General features: G+C 58.7%; 5 protein-coding genes. 1 reads left to right on the forward strand and 4 read right to left on the reverse strand.

Annotated elements, in window-relative coordinates; genetic code table 11:
• Positions 1-26: 26 nt before the first annotated feature.
• From GBB14_RS02165 to GBB14_RS02180, 4 genes are read right to left on the reverse strand one after another with little or no spacing between them, the layout of a single operon-like run.
• On the reverse strand, positions 27-8,921 hold the full coding sequence (locus tag GBB14_RS02165; protein WP_192796094.1) for a type I polyketide synthase: 8,895 nt from the start codon (positions 8,919-8,921) through the stop codon (positions 27-29).
• On the reverse strand, positions 8,918-10,042 hold the full coding sequence (locus tag GBB14_RS02170; protein ID WP_151528466.1) for a class I SAM-dependent methyltransferase: 1,125 nt from the start codon (positions 10,040-10,042) through the stop codon (positions 8,918-8,920). Before GBB14_RS02170 ends, GBB14_RS02165 begins: the two co-directional genes overlap by 4 nt.
• Complete coding sequence (locus GBB14_RS02175) at positions 10,039-11,805, reverse strand: ABC transporter ATP-binding protein (protein WP_151528465.1); 1,767 nt, start codon at positions 11,803-11,805, stop codon at positions 10,039-10,041. The genes GBB14_RS02170 and GBB14_RS02175 overlap by 4 nt, the downstream gene beginning before the upstream one ends.
• A complete protein-coding gene (locus tag GBB14_RS02180; RefSeq protein ID WP_151528464.1) occupies positions 11,802-13,571 on the reverse strand; it encodes an ABC transporter ATP-binding protein in 1,770 nt (589 codons plus the stop codon). The genes GBB14_RS02175 and GBB14_RS02180 overlap by 4 nt, the downstream gene beginning before the upstream one ends.
• 89 nt (positions 13,572-13,660) lie before the next feature.
• Between GBB14_RS02180 and GBB14_RS02185 the strand changes: the two genes are divergently transcribed.
• The gene (locus GBB14_RS02185) at positions 13,661-19,465 is read left to right on the forward strand and encodes a non-ribosomal peptide synthetase (protein WP_151528463.1); all 5,805 of its coding nucleotides are present in this window, start codon (positions 13,661-13,663) and stop codon (positions 19,463-19,465) included.
• The last annotated feature ends 67 nt before the right edge of the window (positions 19,466-19,532 follow it).

Raw genomic sequence — 19,532 nt, forward strand, 5'->3', positions numbered from 1 at the left:
ATGTGCTAGGCACGATCAGCACCCCATCAGGGAGGCTTATCGCCTTCTGCAGCTGCGGCGGCGCGCGAGCACCGCGAGCGTTCCGTGGTGTGAGTTCCCGTGGCGTGGGTGCGCACTGCTTGCGAGAGCAGCGTGGCCACCCGGGCTACCTGTGGTTGCCGAAGAATCGAATAGTGGTGTGCTGACACGCCACGTACCTCGAAGGGGCCATCGATCCAAGAATCCCACCCGAGGTGCTCGTCCGTGCAGTCGTCGACGCCCATACCTTCCCCGCTGTTTCGGGGGGAGCGCTGATCCGCCCGCACCAGAAGAACAGCTACTTCTTGGTCCAGCAGGTGCGCATGATGATCATAAAGCGCATGAATATGACGAGAAAATATGTCGTTTCGCACTTGTAGCGCCTTCGGAGACACGTCTACACCGTGCGCTTCGAGTTTGTCGCACAACGTGTCTACATCGGAGTCGGGGCCGCTATCACCGTCGAGGCCAAGATAGGCTTCGATAGAACGCAGCTGCCGCAACATCATGCGATTGTCGCTACACTCTTGGCGCTCTTTTTCGCTCAGTGACAGCGCTTCGCCTTGATTGAGAATATCGATAATTCTTTCTGGAGAATTAGAATCCACCATCCACACAAGATCAACCGAATCCCCTTGCTTGCGAAGAGCACACGCGATTTCGTGAGCCAATGTTCCTCCCATTGACCAACCGCCAATCGTGTAGGGGCCATCCGGTGATATTTCTTTGATCAAACTATAGTAAAGCTCAACCATCTCGGCGATACTCGCGCCGAGAACGTCGTGTCCAGCAATCTGCGGATCCATAATCGCCACGCATGGACGATCCGTCTCTAGGCGCCTCGCTAATTCTAGATAGCACAATGCGTCGCCTCCAGAGGGGTGAATGAAAAATATTGGCCTTCCCTCGCCTCGGGTGAGATGCAGGCAACAGTCTCGAACCACACTCGCAATATCAATCTCTTTTACCCGAGCCGGCTCTGCAGACACGTAGTGCGAATCTGCGGCGCTTTCATCGCCGTCGGAGGTTCCTTCTTCCCCCTGCTCAGCAGCAGATATATACGCCTGCGCCAGTCCTTCCCGAGTGGGGTGCGCAAAAAACTCTGGGGCCACTTCTGCCATTGATAGCTGGTGGCTGTCCACGCACTCCAGCGCTGTGGAACACAACCTTTGTATAAGTTGCACGGCCAGCAAGGAATCGCCTCCGGCCCTAAAGAAGTGTTCTTCGCTTGCAATAGGAACGAGCTCGTTCCACAGCTTTTCAATGCACTTCTCTAGCTCAGCGGGAATCTCACGCACGTGTTTCTGCGGTGAGTTATGAGAATTCTCATTCTCCCCTGCCGTGAGATAATCGCTCAGAGCCATGCGCTCTTGAGGGATCTCGACAGTTTTGTGCCATGCGGATTCACTGCCCAGTTCCAATAAGAGCTCATGTACTCGATCGAGAATCAACGATGGCGCATCCCCAAACCGCTCCGGGAGAGCGGCCATGGACAACACACATTCCCCGTAGAGCTCGAAACAACGCAGTTCAAGCTCCACCTGAGGCGTGCGAACCTGCTGGAAGTACTCCGAGATATCTATCGTTCCCAAAGGGCCAGCATTGGTACTCAAGTCACCGCCCAACGCTGCGTCCATTCCGAGTGTGGACTGGAATACAATCGGCGCCACAGATCGCGCTCGGCCCATGTTCTTCAACAGCATTCGGCTGATGTCCACTGCGCTTATGAGGTTGTGGGACAAGCACTCACCAGATTGAGCAGCAATTGACCGTGCCACTTCTCGTATCGTCGGCTGCGCGCCAGAGGAATCATTCCTCCCAAGTTCGAGGGACACTAAAGCTGTGCGCGAGAAGGGTCCCATCAGGTCCATCACATCTGGGTGTATGCCGTGTCGATTGTGCTGCAGCGTATTGAGTAGCATCGCGCCACGGTGAGTACGCTCTGCTAAAGCAAGCGCGAAAGCCGTCATTGCTGCCGTGGTAGCAGTAACACCTTCTTTACGTGCCCGTTGGCAGATGCGTGACCACGTCTCTGCAGAAATCCTGCGTTCTAGCATGAGCATCGAACCAGCGCTGTTAGCCACAGTGGCAGAACCATCTGCGGGGTTAAGCACTGGAGGCGCAGGAAGAGTGGGAAGCCGTTCGCTCCACCATTGCCGGTCCGTATCCACGGCATCTTGTTCATACTCCTGCACAGAAAGCGCGTAATCCGCGAAAGTAATGTCGAGTTCAGGTAGCGGCTCTTCACTACACAGTGCCTTCAGGAGTGCACGGTCAAATAGTGACGCAGACCAGCCATCGAGAACGAGGAGGCTGGAGGAGACGAAGAAACGACCATGACCGCCAGGCAGAAGTAGTGCCCCGACTATCGCGGTAGCTCCACCGTTTACTGGATTCGGTCCTTGGTGAGTCATAGTGTGGCGGTGCTGCTGCAGGGCTGCCTCGAGTTCTTCCGGCGCAGTCAGCCCACGCATATCGACAACACGCACCTCCACGCATGAATCGATAACGTCTGCCGACGTTGGCCGGAAATATTGGAGTGAGTCTTCATCAATGCTCACACGCAGCATTGGGTGCGCCACAGCCACACGGCGGCAGGCAGAACGCAGGATTCTCGTCACCTCCGCGGGGTCGGTGATCTGCATATTCCACAGCGGAACGTCGGTATAGACGTGCGCGGTCGGATACGACACGTCGAGCGCCTGCGTCTGGCCCACAAAATATGCCTGTTGGAGAGACATCAGCGGGAAACGCTGCTGAGGATCGGCACGCTTGAGCTCGATGCTGGCTTGGCCCTCTGGGTTCTCTGCTGGGGACGGTGCGAGCAGCTGTGCGAGCTTGTCCACTACCTCGCTGACGGTGACATCCGCCCTCATCAGTGGCGCCGGAAGGGTGCACCCCAACTGGGATTTCAGGGTGTTCGCGATACGAACGGCCAAGAGTGAGTCTCCCCCGATATCCAGGAGGGTGGAGTCTCGTTGAATGGACCCAGCCGGCACGCCGACAAGATCGGCCCAAGCCTGACGCACGACCTCTACAAGGTCAGTGGCATCGCCGCTGAGCTGTTCCTCCTCCGCAACCGAGGATGCCTGCTCATCCGCCGCGGTGTCCTTGGACGAGGAGGATTCCAGCCGGTCCTGATTGTGCTGCTGGCCGTCCTGAGCTTGCTGCGCTGTGATGTCGGTGGTGCCGCCGAGGATCCGAAGATACTTCTCGAAGAAGATTTCTGCTTCATCGATATCCACGACATCAGCAACATCCCATTGCAGTACAAGCTCACCGCGATGGAAGAATGCCTGGTGATCCAGCCACACCTGCGGAGTTTGGGAGATACCGGTGACATACTCGCCCAGCCAACTGTGGTCATGGTCTTGTTCGAAGTCGACCATGCTGGTGAATACCACCGGAACGCTGACGACGTGTCCGCGCGCACGAGACAGCGCATGAAGCACTTCCACTCCGGACATCGCGCGATGATCCAAGGCATCAAAAAGTTCTCGGTTGGTCGCTCTCAGTCGATCGTCCTGCAACGCTTCTCCAGCATCAGCGTGACTGCGCAGGAGCAGCATGGAGGAGAATTCCCCAACCACCGAGTCGACCTGCTCTGCCCATTCGGCAGGAAGCGCACTCCGGCGATCAAAATGGGTCACCGAGACAGCAATATCTTCTTGCTCTGCATAATCGTGAAGCACGTGGGTATAAGCGCTGAGTAGCAGGCTGGTGAGCGACACTCCCGCTTGCTGAGCACGCTGACGCAGTTCTGCCAGGGCTTGGCCCTGGACACGGCCGCTCAATCGTGTGAAGCGAGGCGCACCATGAGCGGGATGGCGCGCAATAGCAGGTGCGTCAGGGAATCCGTCGAGCTGAGAGTCCCAATAGTCGCGGGCTCGCCGACGCTGTGCGGTCTCCGTCGGTTGGCTGGCGTGGAAACGCTGAATGTCCTCAAATGTCAAAGGCAGCGGCTGCAGAGCTACCTCGGGGTGCTCGTAGTAGTGCTGCACACAGGAGTCGACGATGAGCCATGATGCGGAATCAACCATGAGCACATCGACCGCGATCATTACATGATCGCCGGCATCGGTGCGCACAATTTCCACCAACACTGGGAAATCCACGGCGGGATCAGACACCCGGCGCGAGACGCGCTCTCGGGTACGTTCCACGAGCCTGCGCTGTGTCTCAGCCGAGGCGGCTCGTGCATCATGCACGTCGATCGTGGGGGCTCGGCGATCACGAATGCACTGCTCTCCGCTTTCCACGATGACAGCGCGCAGCATGGGATGGTGTGCCACTGTGGCATCCCATGCCGCCTGATACCGAGCGATATCGAGCTCCTGCGCACGGTACTCGAGGTAGAACTGACACGCCACCCCACCAAGTTCATAGCCATCGCCTCGGCCCACCCAGTAGGCGTGCTGAATACGGGTCAAGGGAAATGGTTCGTGAGCAGTGCCGAGGGTGGAAGCCACAGCTTCCGTGGAGGCCGGTTCCGGAGCATGAGCGTCGCGCTTATCGACGCTATGTTCCCCGTGGTCGAGGTGGTCTGCAAAGGTCCGTACCGTTGGATAATCGAGAAGATCGCGCAGCCGGGCGTGTATGCCGTGCCGCTGTTGCAACAACGAGAGCACTCGGGTCGCGAGGAGCGAGTGCCCGCCCGCGGCGAAGAAATCGGTGTCAAGATTGAGGTCACGTGCACCTAGAACCTCCGCCCACACTTCTGCTACTGCGCGTTGCTGAGTTGTCCATAGTGCAGCTTCTTCTTGCTGCTCCATGCACGCTGGCGTGGTCGATCGACGCGTGACCAACGTGCGGGAACGAGCGTTGAGCTCACCAGCAGATAGCGCGAAGTGTAATCCGGTGTCAGACGTACTTTCTTCCCGCACAACCCTGTCAATGACATTCAAAGCATCATCGATGTCGATAGCGTGACGCAAAGAGACTTCCGAGGCAGCGGTGTTTTCCTCTTCACTTCCCAGTCGGAAACGATCGAAGTCGATCACCGTCCATCCTCGGGCGGTAGCACAGGTATCAATGAAGGCACTGGCAGCAACATATCCACCTAGCCCGAAACCACCGATAGTTACTGCTGCAGAGGACATCACGAGGACACGTGGGCTGCTGCCGCTGTCTTGAATGGCTGTGGCCAGACACTCCAGACCTGTAACCTTGGCCGACATGACGCGGCTGAGCCCGTCCTCATCCATCTCTTCAAAGGTGAGCAGATCAATCTCCGCCGGAGCGAAAATGCACACGTCATAATCTTCGTGGGCCAATATCTCCTGCACCCTGGCTTCATCGGTGACATCTGCGGCTTCCCACCGCAACTCCCCGGCAGCGATCGCCGCGGCCAGCCGAGCTTGATGCCCCTGTGCCGTCGGCGCCGTACGCGAGCACACCGTTACCTCGTGGCCGTGGCCGAGTAGGTGCAGACACACGTTGCTTCCAACACGGCCAGTGCCACCAAGCACTAAGACCTGCAGCGCCGGGGCCGACGCTGCAGCGCCGTCGGTGTGTGTGTCCTTGTGCAGCACAGCATCCAACTCTGGATTATCTTCGGCACTAACCCAGCTTCGTTGGAGCAGCACACCACCTCGCTGCGCATAGTGGAATCCACCGCCCGCGCTGCGGTTGAGCATCCTCGCGAGAAGATGTGGGTGTGCCTGGGTTCCCAGCGGTTCCTCGAGATCCACGGTGGCCCAAGCGATCCCGCCATGCTCCTGAGCAAATACTCGAGCGGTTGCTATCGTGGCCGCGCGATGAGCTTCGGGGCTATCTGCGGAAGTGACTGCGGCGCTGGCGTGAGCGACAACGAGCAGCGCTGGACCACCCTGCTGAGACTCTAACGGCTGGCTCCATAGATTGTGCAGCTCAACGTAGGCCATTAGCTCCGATCGCACCCGATCGAGTGCGGGCGCAGTGTTCTGCGTGGACAGCAGCGTTGGGAAGAACACCACACCATCGAGGTCGGCCCACGATGCTTGGTCCTGTGCGCCATAGTCCACCCACTGCACACTCGGATCGAGTGTGGCAGCCTGGTGGCGAGCCTCAGGGGGCCAATAAGCGAACACGTACGAGCGTTCGGTGTCCCCAGCCTCCTGCGTATCGACCAAGCAGAACTTAGGAATTTGGGCCTGAATCGTGCGCGATCGGCGGCTGGTCTGGGTGCTGCTGTGGCTAGGTTTCACCGTCGGGGTGCGTCGATAAGAAAACCCCATCTCTGCCACTAAGTGGGGAGCAAAGCCCTCGTCTGTGACGAGTTCGGAGGCTGCAGAGTCGCGGCCGGCCGCCCACACATGTCCGCGCACCAGCTGGTGTGGAGTAATACCTGGGTTCTGCTGTGCTGGGGCAAGACTGAAACTCGCCTTGCAGATGGGCCTCTGGGCGACCATTTTCGCAAGCCCCAAACCGGGCCCGATATGGCAGGCGAGCACACCGTCATATCCTTGGCGCTCGAGTGCGTCGATGGCTGTGTCCACCGCCGCATCGAAACGCACCGGCTGGCGCAAATGCTGCACCCAATACTCGGGGTCAATCTTCTCCCCAGCACCGTGGACCTGCGTGTCGAGACAGCTCACCATGGTTCCTTGCCCAGTGGGTGATCCGACAGTGGTGGCTACCTCGCGAAACGCCGCCAGTTCTCCTTCGATGAGCCGGGAATGGCTGGCTGCCGCAATACCGACATTTCGGGTCGTTGCGCCCGCTTCTTCCACAGCGTGTCGAAGCACAGCGATGTCCCGACGCGGCCCACTCAGCACCACGGCATTGGGCGCATTGATTGCAGCGATATCGCAGGCCTGAAACGCTGCACGAACAGAAGCGTCGGTGGCGGAGTCACGACAGAGTTCCTCTAGGGCTGTCGCGCCCAGCCCCACGCTGAGCATCTCTCCTTCTGGTGCGTTCTCCATCGCTTGTGCACGGGCGCACACCAGAGAGACGGCGTCATCAACCGAGAGCGTGCCTGCGATCGTTGCCGCAGCATACTCGCCGGCACTATGACCAAGCATCACGTCCGGCATGATCCCTTCCGCCTGTGCGGCACGGGCAAGCGAGACGCTGTAGGCGTAGAGAGAAGACAAGAGGAGAAGGGGCGCAACAGGCTCATGCTGGGCCTGCTCGGCAGCAACGTCCTCGGTCAAAAATGCGAGACAATCTGTGCCGGTTTTTTCGTGAAAGCGCTGGCACAAGTCATGCAGGTGCGTCCAGAATTCTTGCTCACCGGCATGCCCTAGCTCGGCACGATGCAGCCCCGCTGCAGCTCCCCGTAGTGGCACACCAGCACCGGGGAATACCCACAGTAGGGCGGGGTTATTCCCACTATCCACAACGGTGGGCTCGGCGATGGCATCGTCGTGTGTATCGGATGCACGTGCACGCAGCTGGGAAAGAGAATAGACCGCCCGATAGCGTCGCTGCAATCGATGCACGGCCAGCATCCCAGCGAGTTGATGGCCGCAATCAGGATGCGCAGCGAGAGTGATTCCAACACGTCGCGCCATGTCTCGCACGCTGTCTTCGGTATGCGAACTGAGCAAAAATAGAGGATCGTCCTGCGGTTTCAGAGAAACACTGTCCCGCTCCGCCTCAGTGTTTTGCACCGGCGTGCAGCGTTCATCATATCCGGCGATAACGTGGCAATTCACGCCCCCGATGCCCAGTGCACTTACTCCTGCCCACCGTTGCGCTGCATCCCACGTACGCGGGGCAGAAAGGAGCTTAAGGTTCTGTGTGCGCGCAAGCGATGGGTGTGGCGAATTCGCGGTGTGCGCAGGCGGCTGAATACCAGTAGCCGCGGCCTGAATCGAAGCAATGAGGCTAGCGATGCCCGCTGCACTATCAGTGTGACCAATGTGGGCTTTGATCGAACATAGAGGGAGGTCATCGTCGTGACGTTGCCCGTATGCTTGGGAAAAGGCCGCAATCTCTACGTCGTCGCCTAACACCGTAGCTGTGCCGTGACCGTGCAACAGCCCAATATCTTGTGTTTCAAGACCGGAGACTGCCACAGCTTCTTCAATGGCGGCAACGTGCCCTTCTACTGATGGGGCGCTAAAGCTGGCTCGGCCATACCTACCATCATTAGATACAGCGGAGCCTGCGATCATTCCCAGCACGGGCTGGTTCGCACGCAGCGCGTCTGTCGTTCGCCGCAATACGATAACGCCCGCGCCTTGGGTGAACACGGTTCCATCGGCGTCACTGCCATAGGAGTGGGTAAAGCCAGACGGCGAGTATGGCCCATCAGGAACAGCGACATAGCCGCCCAGATGCGCCCCCACGTCTTTCAGGCTCACGCCAACGACGATGGCGGTATCACACTCATGCACGTGCAAGCTATTGAAGGCTTGATGAACAGCCACTAAAGACGATGCACACGTTGCGCCGATACTCATCGTTGGACCAGTGAGGTTGTACCGGTACGCAATGCGTAGAGGCAGATAATCCGCAACGTTGCGGGAGTGCAGATCGAGGCTGCGGACAGGATCCGTGCCGCCCCTCGGATCGAAATCATCAGAAAGGTTGTCGTGGAGATATACCGATTCTGCGCAGGAAGAAAAAACACCGGTAACTCCCCACTCTTCTTCCCCTGTAAAACCGGCAAGATCAAGCGCTTCACCAACCAATTCCATCGCCAGCAGCATTTGCGGGTCAGTGGACTGCGCGGCGCTCTCACTCAATCCGAGTGCCTCAACATCGAATGCGTCCATGTGGCTGAGATCGCCGACGACGGGAACAAAATGCGGATGGCGATGTAGTGCGGAGGCACCTGCGTCCTGCGACGGTGTGCGGCGACGATAGCCGAATTCACCGTCTACTTGGAGGCCAAGGAGTTGCGCTGGGGTGTCGGCACCGGGGTACCTGCACGTCATAGATACGACGGCGATAGCGGGGTTAGCCCGAGTCACGAGACTGATTCCTCCTTGATGAGCTCTAGGCTGAATTGGTCCAGCCATTCCAGGGGGTGGTGCTTTTCTGGGTACCGGCTTTTAACGGTGAGACCCGCTGCAGTGGCTGCCTCTACCCATTCCTCACGGTTGAGAAAAATGCGTCCGCTGCTTCCGCGGGCATCCTGAAATTCTTGGCGCGGCCCATTCGGATCTGGCGCCATCAGAAACCTCATCGAGATCTGCAGGGGAAGATGTTCTGTTCCTGTCTCGATGAGATACATGCTCCCTTTCGGCCGCAGTTGTGCGGACAGCTCCGAGAGCAGTTGCACAGGCCTCAGTGCGTTATGGGCAACGTTTCCACAGGCGATTACATCGAACCCCGAGCCTATATGGAGGGAATCCAAAGCCTCACCAGGGGCATCATTGATATCGACGATGCCGAAGTTCATACCGGGACGTCCTGCGTAGCGCAGCTTTGCACGATGCAAAAACCACCGCGAGACATCGCTAAAGGTGTAGTCGACGTGTGTGTTCCGGAGAGCATCAAGAACTGGGTCAGTGAGTGCGCCTGTACCCGCGCCTATCTCTGCCACGGCGAGCCTGGATGGGCAGCGCGCTGCGCGGGCAGCGAGCCGGGTCGCCACGTTGGTATTGATGGCACTACTGATCGGGTTGTTCTGATACATAGCCGACGCGGCACTGAGTGCATCGTTGTCGAAAAGTATCTGTCGCACGGTGTTTTCTCCCACAATGAGTGACTCGAGTTCGGCATCACAGGTGGAGAAAAATGCGTCAAGATTTTTTTGATTGTCGATGGTGCTCTCGTCCCACCCAGCTTCGGAAAGTAGCTCCTCGCCACGCACGCGGACTTCGGTCCACGAACATGACTGGGGCACGTCACCGGCGTCCTGAGCAAGCAATTCCCTCCATCGTTTCTGCTGGGCGTCGGGGTTCGAGGTAATGCTTTCCCAGCGGCGCAGAATCGGTGTGAGGTGCGCGGGCACGTGAGCGTGATCGACATTCCTTAGCGCTCGAGATATCGAGTCATATGCGGCCTGCTCTCGGTAGACATGGTGCACTTTTAACGCGTGGACGCGCTCGGCTGTGAGATCAGGGGAGACTGGATCCATACTGGTCATGACCGGCTATCCCCTCCCCGCTCCGCAGAAGACGAGTGCATCGCTTGGAATGTGGAGCAGCGCGACAGCAGTTCGCTGTAGGTGCCGGCATCGACGATGCGTCCAGAATCCATGACGACGATGCAGTCGGCTGACACGACTGTGCTCAACCGGTGTGCCGCCATCACAACGGTGGAATCTTGCCGCAGCTGCTCGATGGCCTGCATGATGATCCGCTGCTGGAAGGCATCGAGCGCGGAGGTGACCTCATCAAGCAACACCACGGGTGCTTGTTTGAGTAGAGCGCGGGCGATGGCCACACGCTGCCTTTCTCCACCCGAGAGCCGCTCGCCGCCTTCGCCCACGACGGTGTCAACGCCATCCTCAAGATGCCGCGCGAGATCCTCTACCCCGCACATGTCCATGACGTGCTCGATCTCTGCAGCGCTAGCGCTGGGTCGAGCAAGGGCAATGTTGTCACGAATACTGGTATTGAGCAGGTAGGTGTCTTGAAAAACCACGCTGACGTGGGCGGAAATATCCTCAATGCTCATCCCGCGCACGTCCCGCCCCATAAGGTGCACTGTTCCGGAATCAACATCCCCGAAGCGTGCCAGCAGGGACAGCAGGGTGGTTTTCCCGGATCCTGACGCGCCGACAACCGCAACCAGACCAGGTCCGTCGAAGTCCAGGGTGAGGTCATCGACCCCAGAGGTGGAGCTCGGGTAGTGCATGCTCGCGTGTTCCAGCGAGAACGCTGCGGGCTTTCCCGTCTCGGGGTTGATCTTGGGTGGCTGAGCAGCACGCTCAGGGTCCTGCTGTAGTTGTGGGGTAGCGAAGAAATCCAGCAGCCGCTGCACTGCATTCCGGGCCATGCGCAGCGCTGCTGCGAGTTCAGCGACACCGCGTAGAGGTTCGATACACCTCATCAGCAGCAGAATATTCAGCACAATTGCTATACCGCTCTGCCCACTGTGTACTCCGTGCACAACGGCCACCACTAGGCTCAGCGCAATGGTGAGCTGCACCATGAAGGCGAATACAGTCACGCCTGGCAGGACCAAGCGGATCATGCGTGCGGTGTCGTCGCGAACGCGATCGAGTGCGGTATCGATGCGCTGCCGGCCGAAGCTTTGGGCAGAAGCCAGGCGCAGAGTCGGTTGCAGGCGAGCAAACTCGATCACCGCGCTAGCGGCTAGTTCTTGGGCTTCATGCAAGCGACCGTCGCTGGCGGCCACCATAGCGCGCCCCCATACTGCCGCGCCCCAACAGAAAAGCAAGAGCACCCAGAGGATCCCTCCAAGGAGGAGATCACGCGATGTCAGCAGCGCTGCCAAGGAACACGGCACGATCACCGCTGGAATGAGACGCGGGAGAAGATGCGCTGGAATCGACATGGCCTGCATCACGTCCCCCGTGGTCAGGGTCGCGAGATCGCCCCTGCGGTCCGTGCGGAACCAGCCATAAGGAAGCGAGATGAGAGTGCAGCGCACCCGCTCTAAGAGTCCTTCGGCCAAGGAATATCCTGCGCCCCTACTCGCCATGACGCCCAGACTGGAGATGAGCACCCACACCGCAGCGAGCAGAAACGCCGGCCACAGCGGCGCGTCCTCGGTCAGTGCCACGGTGGCCATGACTATTGCCGCGACCTCCACCAGGCTGGCGGCGGCTACCACGCCGATCGCTATCCCGACGCGGCGGCGATCACGAGCGTCAAGAGAGAGCACCAGTCCGCGAAATGTGGACCGTCCTGCGGCATTCGAATGTGTGCTGTGAGTACTCATCTCGGACCTACAATCCCTGCACAAAGCTGGCTGAATACCGAGTCGCGCTGGGCGCGTAAGTCCGCCGGACTACCGTGTTCGACAATGCTGCCGCGGTCCATCACCCACACCTGTTGCGCCTGTGTGGCGAAGGTGAGTCGGTGGTCAATCCTGATAATGGTGACTCCTTGTTGGTGGTGTTCTTCCAACCCCTGATCGATGCGTCGCTCGCCGAGCACATCAACTGCAGCGGTAGGTTCGTCGAGAATGAGTACGGGCTTTCGCTGGTAGAGAGCGCGGGCGAGAGTGAGCCTTTGGCGTTCGCCGCCACTAAAAGAGGCTTCCCGGCCAAGAATGGTGTCCGTGCCCTCTGGCAGGGCGTAGACCCGCTCATCGAGTTGCGCCTGCTGCAGACAGGAATCGATGCCGGCGCTGAGTGCTTCGCGCCCCATGGTGACGTTGTCTGCAATGCTCGCCTGCAGAATTCCTGGGTGTTGGCCTACGAAGGCGACATGCGTACCGATTGCTCCCAGCGGTAGTTGCGTAATGCTCACCGCTCCCGAGGGGGCATGGATGATGATGTCGCCCTCATCGAGGGAATACAGCCCCGCGAGGACCTGCGCGAGTGTTGATTTTCCGCCTCCAGAAGGTCCAACTATGGCCACGCTTTCCCCGCGATGGATGATCCCGCTTACTCGGTTGAGGACGAGATGCCCCTGCCGCGAACAACTCACCTCACGCAGCTCGATGGACTCCCAGTCTTCAGGCCACTGGCTGTGTGCGCCGTGAGTCTCATCGCGGGGGCTGTCCGTTGCGCGTTGTCCCAGCGCCGCATCTAAGCGTTGCGCTGCGGCCAGCCCAGCGCTGATGTGTTGTGCGGCATAGGCCAGCGGCAAGATGGGAGCTCCCACCATCGGCGCGAGCAAGGCGGCATAGGCGATCGCCGCGGTGCCGACGTCGAACAGCAGCCCAACTCCAATGGCCATTACAAAAGCGGGCACGGGGCTCAGGAGGATCTCCGCCGCCGTCATTTTGCGTCCCACATCCATCGCCCATGCGTGGACGAAACGGCTATAGCGCGTCGCGGCCTTCCGGAATTGATCGGCAGAGGCCGTCTCATCATCAACGGTGAAAAAGACTTTCGACACAGCGACACCTTCCACGGCGGCGACACTTGCACTGTCGAGGGCGGAAACATGTGCGAAATACTCGTCCATCTTCGCCATCGCGGTGCGCCCGTGATAAAGCTGAATGCCGGCCCCGATCAGAGCCGGAACGCAGGCAATAAGTCCAGCCTGTGGAGAAAGAACCGCCAGGGCGATCAGGGCGAATACTGGTGTGAGAATCGAGGCGACGGCGTCGATAAGCGCATGCGCAACGACGTTGTGTAGGGCCCCAACATCATCTGTCAGCATCCGTTTCACTGCCGCCGAGTCCTTTTCAGCGAACTCGTCCATGGGCTGCCGTTGCAGATAATCTGCAATATCCCCGCGCAGCTCACGCTGGAGAAAAGTATCGGCCAGGTGGCTCACCGTGGTCGCCGCGCCCAAAAAGATCGCTTGGCCGAGGAAACCGAGGATGGCTCCTATCAACAGCGGCCACGGAAGGGACACAGTTTCGACTTCAGTGACCAGCCATCCAGCCAGTGCCCCCGCGCAGAGCATTCCCGCCACAGCGCTGAACGAGGACAGCGCCTGCAGGACAGAAGCGCACAGGAGACGGCGACGGATTGGGGCCACGATGCGCACAAAAAATCCATAGTCCAAGCGCCCTCCAGAGCTGCTCATCGTGGATTCTCTCCCTCCATCACACTTCAACAGAAGTGCTGTGCTACTAAGCCTAGGCAACCTTCAATCTTTGAGGTAATAATCTAACTATGAATTCTTCAATTGGCAACGCTTCCCATTACGCGCTGCAGTCTCTGATCGCCGCCCTCGACAGCGAAAACCTCACTGAGAACGTTGGTGCACTGCCCAATCCTGAACGTCTCACGCTGCGCGAATGCGGGATCACATCGTTTCAAGCCCTTAAATTGCAACAAACTGTGCGCCAGGACCTAGGGATACAAATCCCACTCAGCGAGCTTCTTGGCACATTCACCTTGGGCGAGCTCGCACGCCGCTACCACCCCCAAATGGGAGCAATTTCCAGCAATCAGGGGAAGCCTGAGCATTCCTCGCCTCATCCTCAGCCCGAGGACGGTACCGAAGGCATGAAACTCACCGCCCTCCAGACTGCGTATTGGGTCGGGCGCTCCGAAGAGTTTGAACTTGGTGGGGTGGGATCTCATTGGTTCAACGAGTACATCCTCGATATCAACGCCATCACCCAAAGCCCCGCAGCCCGATATCTCTTAGACGATGCTCCGGATACCACCCCAGCTGAACTCGCAATTGACGTCCTTGACGTTGCTTTTCGTAGAGTGCTCGCTTCTGAAATCACTTTGCGCAGCGCGGTCACAGCTGAGGGCCGCCTGCAAGAGGCGGTGATCGACTGCCGCGATTTTAGGGTTGAACGCATCGACCTTCGCACGGTCGACCTGCACACTGCGCAGGAGCGCTTGACGATGCTGCGCCGGAGCCATTCGCACCTTGTCTTCGATCCCATGCGCTGGCCGATGTTCGCGATCACGGCAGTCCTCTTGCCTGACCACAGCGTGCACCTTTTGCTCAGCACAGATGCAGTTCTTCTCGATTATGCGTCTTTTACCGCCCTACTCACACGCTGGAAGGAGGCAGTGTATACGCCGTTTTCTGAGATGAACACTCACGATACATTTCGCCAGCACTCTCCTCTGCCGGAGTCGCACGATGCCCAGGCATGGTGGGAGAAGCAGGAACTCTGTCCCCCACCTACCTTGGCTGTCGCCCCACAGGACGCCGCAGACACCACTACTCGGTACCAGCGCCGCATTGATGGGCAGACTTGGGCGCGGATAGTGGAGCAGTGCGAACGTCACCACGTCTCTCCCACAGGGTTGCTTTTGACGGTATATGCAGTGCTCTTAGATAGATTCCGGGTTAACGAGAAGGATTTCTCCATTAACCTCACCGTCTATGACCGCCCTCTAGGACAGTCGGATGTTATTGGCGACTTCAGCAGCAATGCCATCTGTGATGTCCCTACCTTGAACTACACGGTTCCTGCAGAGTGCACGATTAAAGAAATCACCGACCGCCTGTGGGAGTGCGTTGATCACCGCGCCTACCCTGCCAGCGCCGAGCGCAAACGTCGGAAGCTGCACGAACACGCTTCGCCTTTTAGCGCAACCGATCCCATCGTGTTCACCTCTACTCTCGGCGTAGGAACAACTGATGCCGAAGAGTGGCTTGGGAACAAGCAGCTCGGATTGTCTCAAACTCCGCAGGTTTTGGTCGACCATCTGGTCTTAACCGCGGGTGATGACCTCGTGCTCGTATGGGATGTGCGCGACGGAGAATGGCCAGAGGACATGTGGACGAGCTTCGCAGATTCTTCTCTCCGAGCAATGTCCCAATTCGCCACGAGCGATGCGTGGCATCGACCGAGTCTAGGATGGATGCCTTTCCACATCGAGATGGATGCCCCAGCAGATGCCGGTGTCCCCGAAGACGACGGTCTGCTCCATACTCCTTGGATGCGAGCCGCCAAGCGCTATCCAGAGCGTCCCGCAGTCATCACCACTAACGCTATCGTCACGCATAGAGAGCTAGAAGAGCGCGTCTCCGCACTGCGCACGACCCTTGACACACAGGTCAATGCTGGTGACCGTGTCATCATCGCTATGCCAAAGTCAGCCGCTCAAGTAGTCTCAGCGCTGGCTGTATGCGCCAGCGGGGCGGCCTATGTGCCCGTTGACCCCGCGTGGCCAGCAGCTCGAATCGAGGCAGTCGTGAAGCGGGCGACACCATCGACGATCCTCACTCTGTCCGATGAATCTGAAGCTCTCCGCGCCCTAGCAGAGACCTATTCGCTGAGTCAGGTCGCGCTCCGCCACGACGGGACGCTGGACACCAGCTGCGCTACTGCCCTAAAGGAAGAACACTCCTTAGCACCACCACCGAGCCACACCAGCCCCGACGATCTGGCCTACATCATCTTTACCTCGGGTTCCACAGGAGAGCCCAAAGGTGTCGCAATCGAGCACCGTCACGCCCGCGTAACCATTGATGACGTTAATGACCGATTCAACATAACCGCAGATGACAGCGTGTTGGGGGTGTCGTCGCTCAGTTTCGATCTGTCTGTGTACGACGTGTTTGGGATGCTCGGTGTCGGGGGATGCGTGATCCTTCCGGATCCCCACGAGGCCATCGACCCCACCTACCTCGCCACGCTCATCGAGAAGCACGGAATCACAGTGTGGAATTCCGCTCCCGCCACCTTCGAGCTCGTTATCGATGCACTGGAAACCAACCCTCAGCCACCGTCGATTCGCAGCCTGCGGCATGTACTTCTCTCTGGTGATTGGCTTCCCATCACGCTGCCCACACGTATGTGGTCTCTCAGCCCCTCTACCTATATTCATAGCCTTGGTGGCGCGACCGAAGCGGCTATCTGGTCCATCACATATCCCATCACAGCGGTGCACGAGTCGTGGAAGAGTATTCCCTATGGCCGTGCCCTCCGTGGCCAAGAGTTCTTGGTGCTCGATGAAGACGGCCTACCCTGCCGGGTGGACCAACCCGGAGAGCTTCACATTGGTGGACACGGAGTGGCCCGCGGCTACTTAGCGGATGAAGAAAAAACGAATGACCGCTTCATCATTCATCCCGTGCTGCAACGACGTTTCTACCGCACAGGCGATATCGGTAAATGGCGGAGTGATTCCACCATCGAATTCTTAGGTCGAAATGATCGCCAAGTGAAAATTAATGGTTTCCGTATCGAACTTGGCGACGTCGAAGCAGCACTGCAACGCATGCCTAATGTTCGCGGTGCTGTCGTCACCGCGGTTCGGGGACCAGACAATCGGCAAAGGCTGATCGCCTATGTTGCGCAACATGACAACTCAGCCGCCTCAGACTATTACCAGCAGCTCAAAGACTCGCTGCCCAACTACATGGTGCCGCACCGCATCGTCACACTAGACGCCCTGCCGTTGACCGACAATGGAAAGGTTGATTTCTCCGCACTACCAGATCCCTTCAGCACCGATCGGAAGAAAAATGCGGCGCCAACTCAGCACTCCTCCACAGGAGAGGCGTCCACGCAGAGCGAAAAGGAATCGCCTGCCCCTGCAGAGAGCAACCTCAGCACGGCGACTGCGGTGGATAGCGCAGCCCACCACACCCAACGACCTATCAGTACGGAGGAAGAGACAGAAGAACAGAGCGAAAGCCCAGCTTTCGACGATGCAGTGCATGCATTCATTTCCGCCCGTACTGACCACGAGCACTGGAAGAACCTGCCCTTACTCGCTCTGGGTTTCGACAGCGTCAGCCTCGTCCAGCTAGCGCTGCTCATTGAGGAGCACACCGGAACGCGCCCCTCACTCACGACGTTGACCAAGGCTGAAACGACAGGAGCGCTCATAGAATCTCTCAGGAGTACTTCCTCTGAGACTGATACGACGACTCCAGAGGATGCACCACGCCCTTGTCATTCGGCCGACAGCCCCTTACAACACCCATCAACGGTGGACTCACCCCCAGAGCGCAGCGTCCTTTACTCGCCTTCATCGAACAGCGAACACACGGAGGAAGGGGCGCAACGTGGCCAGACGGCGGAACCACTGTCAGTACGTATGCACCGTATTGCCGATGCCTTAGCACGCATCGAAGAATGTGTTTCTGCTGTCGACCAACTAGAGCAACTCCTTGGTCTCAAGAACGCGGAAAATCCGCAGACATCTGATCGGACTACGTGCGCCCCAGAGCCGCAGAGCACGATGGCGGAGTTGGTCGAAGTAGACGACGCTGCGCTCGACGATATCGGTAGAACAGCTCCTCCCAGTACGGCGCGTGTAGACGCTCATGACGCTGACAACTGTGATGTGCCGTTTAACGAGATGCAACTTGCTTATTTCATCGGCCGTCAAACACCGTTTTATGGTGCCAAGACAGCCGCGCACTACTACACGGAAATTCACTGTTCGGAGCTAGAACCGCAACGACTCCAAGCGGCGTGCACACGCACGGTGGACATTTTCGACTGCCTTAAGCTGTACGCAACGGCCAATGCAACGGCCCGCCGGACCCCTGATGCTGGAATCGACGTCGCTACCCTTGACCTCAGCGATCTCTCCGAAAGCGAACAGCGGCACCGACTCTCGGGCATTCGCGAGGAGCGTGCGACTCGGGTTCTTGACTCTAGGCACGCGCCTTTGATCGAGATTCTTGCCATCCACACCGGTCACAGACAGTGGCGAGTAATTGTTGATGTGGATCTCTTGTTCTTCGATGCGCCCACTGCCCTACGCATCACCCGTGTCATCGAGCAGGAGTATCTTCATCCTGGGTGCACACGGGAATGGGATCGTGTCCCCCTCCCAGCCGCTGGTGCCCCCATTCGGCACGCGGAACGGGGAGCACCCATTGCGCCATCACCGGCCCTACCACTCACCGCTGTCGGTGCCGCCTCCGAACCAACGGACCCACACCACCCAGCGGGAAGTCGCCACTGTTGGCAAAGGCTACGCCATGTTGTACCGGCACATCTGGCCTCCACATTGGAGGAGGATGCGATGCACCACTCTGCCTCTTTGACCCAGTACATCATCTGGTGTGTCGCCCAGACTCTTTCTCCCGAGGAGGACTGCAGTCTCATTGTGACGACAAATCCTGCAGCTATCACGGATCCTGATGGCCCAGCAGGAGAACTCACCCATACCGCAGTTCTGACGGTGCCGTGTAGCCAAGGCGAAGCGGCAGCGAAGGCGGCATTGCATACGCAGTATTGGGAGAGCATGGATGCGAGAATAAATGCGCCACACGGCATGGCCCATGGCAATGACCAATTGCGCGCTGCCAGAAACGCCGGTGTGGCTCTGCCTGTCGTTTCGGTTTCGAGTGCGTTGGGCAGCGCCCCTGGTGACGCCTCGCAGCTGCTCACCGCTCTCGGCGAGACCGTCTATGCCATCTCTCAAACCCCTGGAATGTTGCTCGATGTTCAAGCGTTCCGTACAGAAGAACAGGGAGATCTCGTCATTAACTGGGATTTTGATTCCACTGTCGTCGACGCATCTGCTCTAAGTGGTCTCTTCGATACGTTCCTCTCGTTGCTGAATCGCTCTCACATCGAGCAAGAGTTCAATCACAGCCATACTAGTGCGCAGCGGCATCGTGACTCTGCGGCTGTACGGGAGCTTGTTCACTCCACACTCAGCGACACCGCAAGCCTCGACGATCTTGACCCACAGCGTCCCTTCTTCGAGCAATCCATCACTTCGCTGGACTTAGTTGCCGCGCAGCAACGGTTGCACGCACAGGGCATGAATGTCACGGTCGTGGATCTACTCACCAATCCCACAGTCGATGCGCTCGTAGCGAAGATCGTCGATTCATCTTCGGCATCCGAATCCAGCACCACACCTGCTGCTCGGCGCCTCGTTGCCGACACAACGAGCAATCACACGGTCACCGCCGACAGCCCCACTCGAACAGAGTGCGGAACTGAGCAGGCTCCCCAGCGCGAGAGCGTCTCGCGTCGGGCCCGTGGGCACCGGCGTGCCGCTATCCTTGCAAACTATCACGATGCATGAACCCCATCCATACCTAGGCGAGGACGAGACTCGCATACCCACGATGAACACTGCACTCACGCTATGG

The organism is Corynebacterium sp. 51B (assembly GCF_008930785.1).
Classification (GTDB): Bacteria; Actinomycetota; Actinomycetes; order Mycobacteriales; family Mycobacteriaceae; genus Corynebacterium; species Corynebacterium megadyptis.

Bases quoted from the DNA above. Each gene is read 5' to 3' on its own strand.
- GBB14_RS02170 (WP_151528466.1), bottom strand. From the start codon at position 10,042: ATGACCAGTATGGATCCAGTCTCCCCTGATCTCACAGCCGAGCGCGTC.
- GBB14_RS02175 (WP_151528465.1), bottom strand. From the start codon at position 11,805: ATGAGTACTCACAGCACACATTCGAATGCCGCAGGACGGTCCACATTT.
- GBB14_RS02180 (WP_151528464.1), bottom strand. From the start codon at position 13,571: ATGAGCAGCTCTGGAGGGCGCTTGGACTATGGATTTTTTGTGCGCATC.
- GBB14_RS02185 (WP_151528463.1), top strand. From the start codon at position 13,661: ATGAATTCTTCAATTGGCAACGCTTCCCATTACGCGCTGCAGTCTCTG.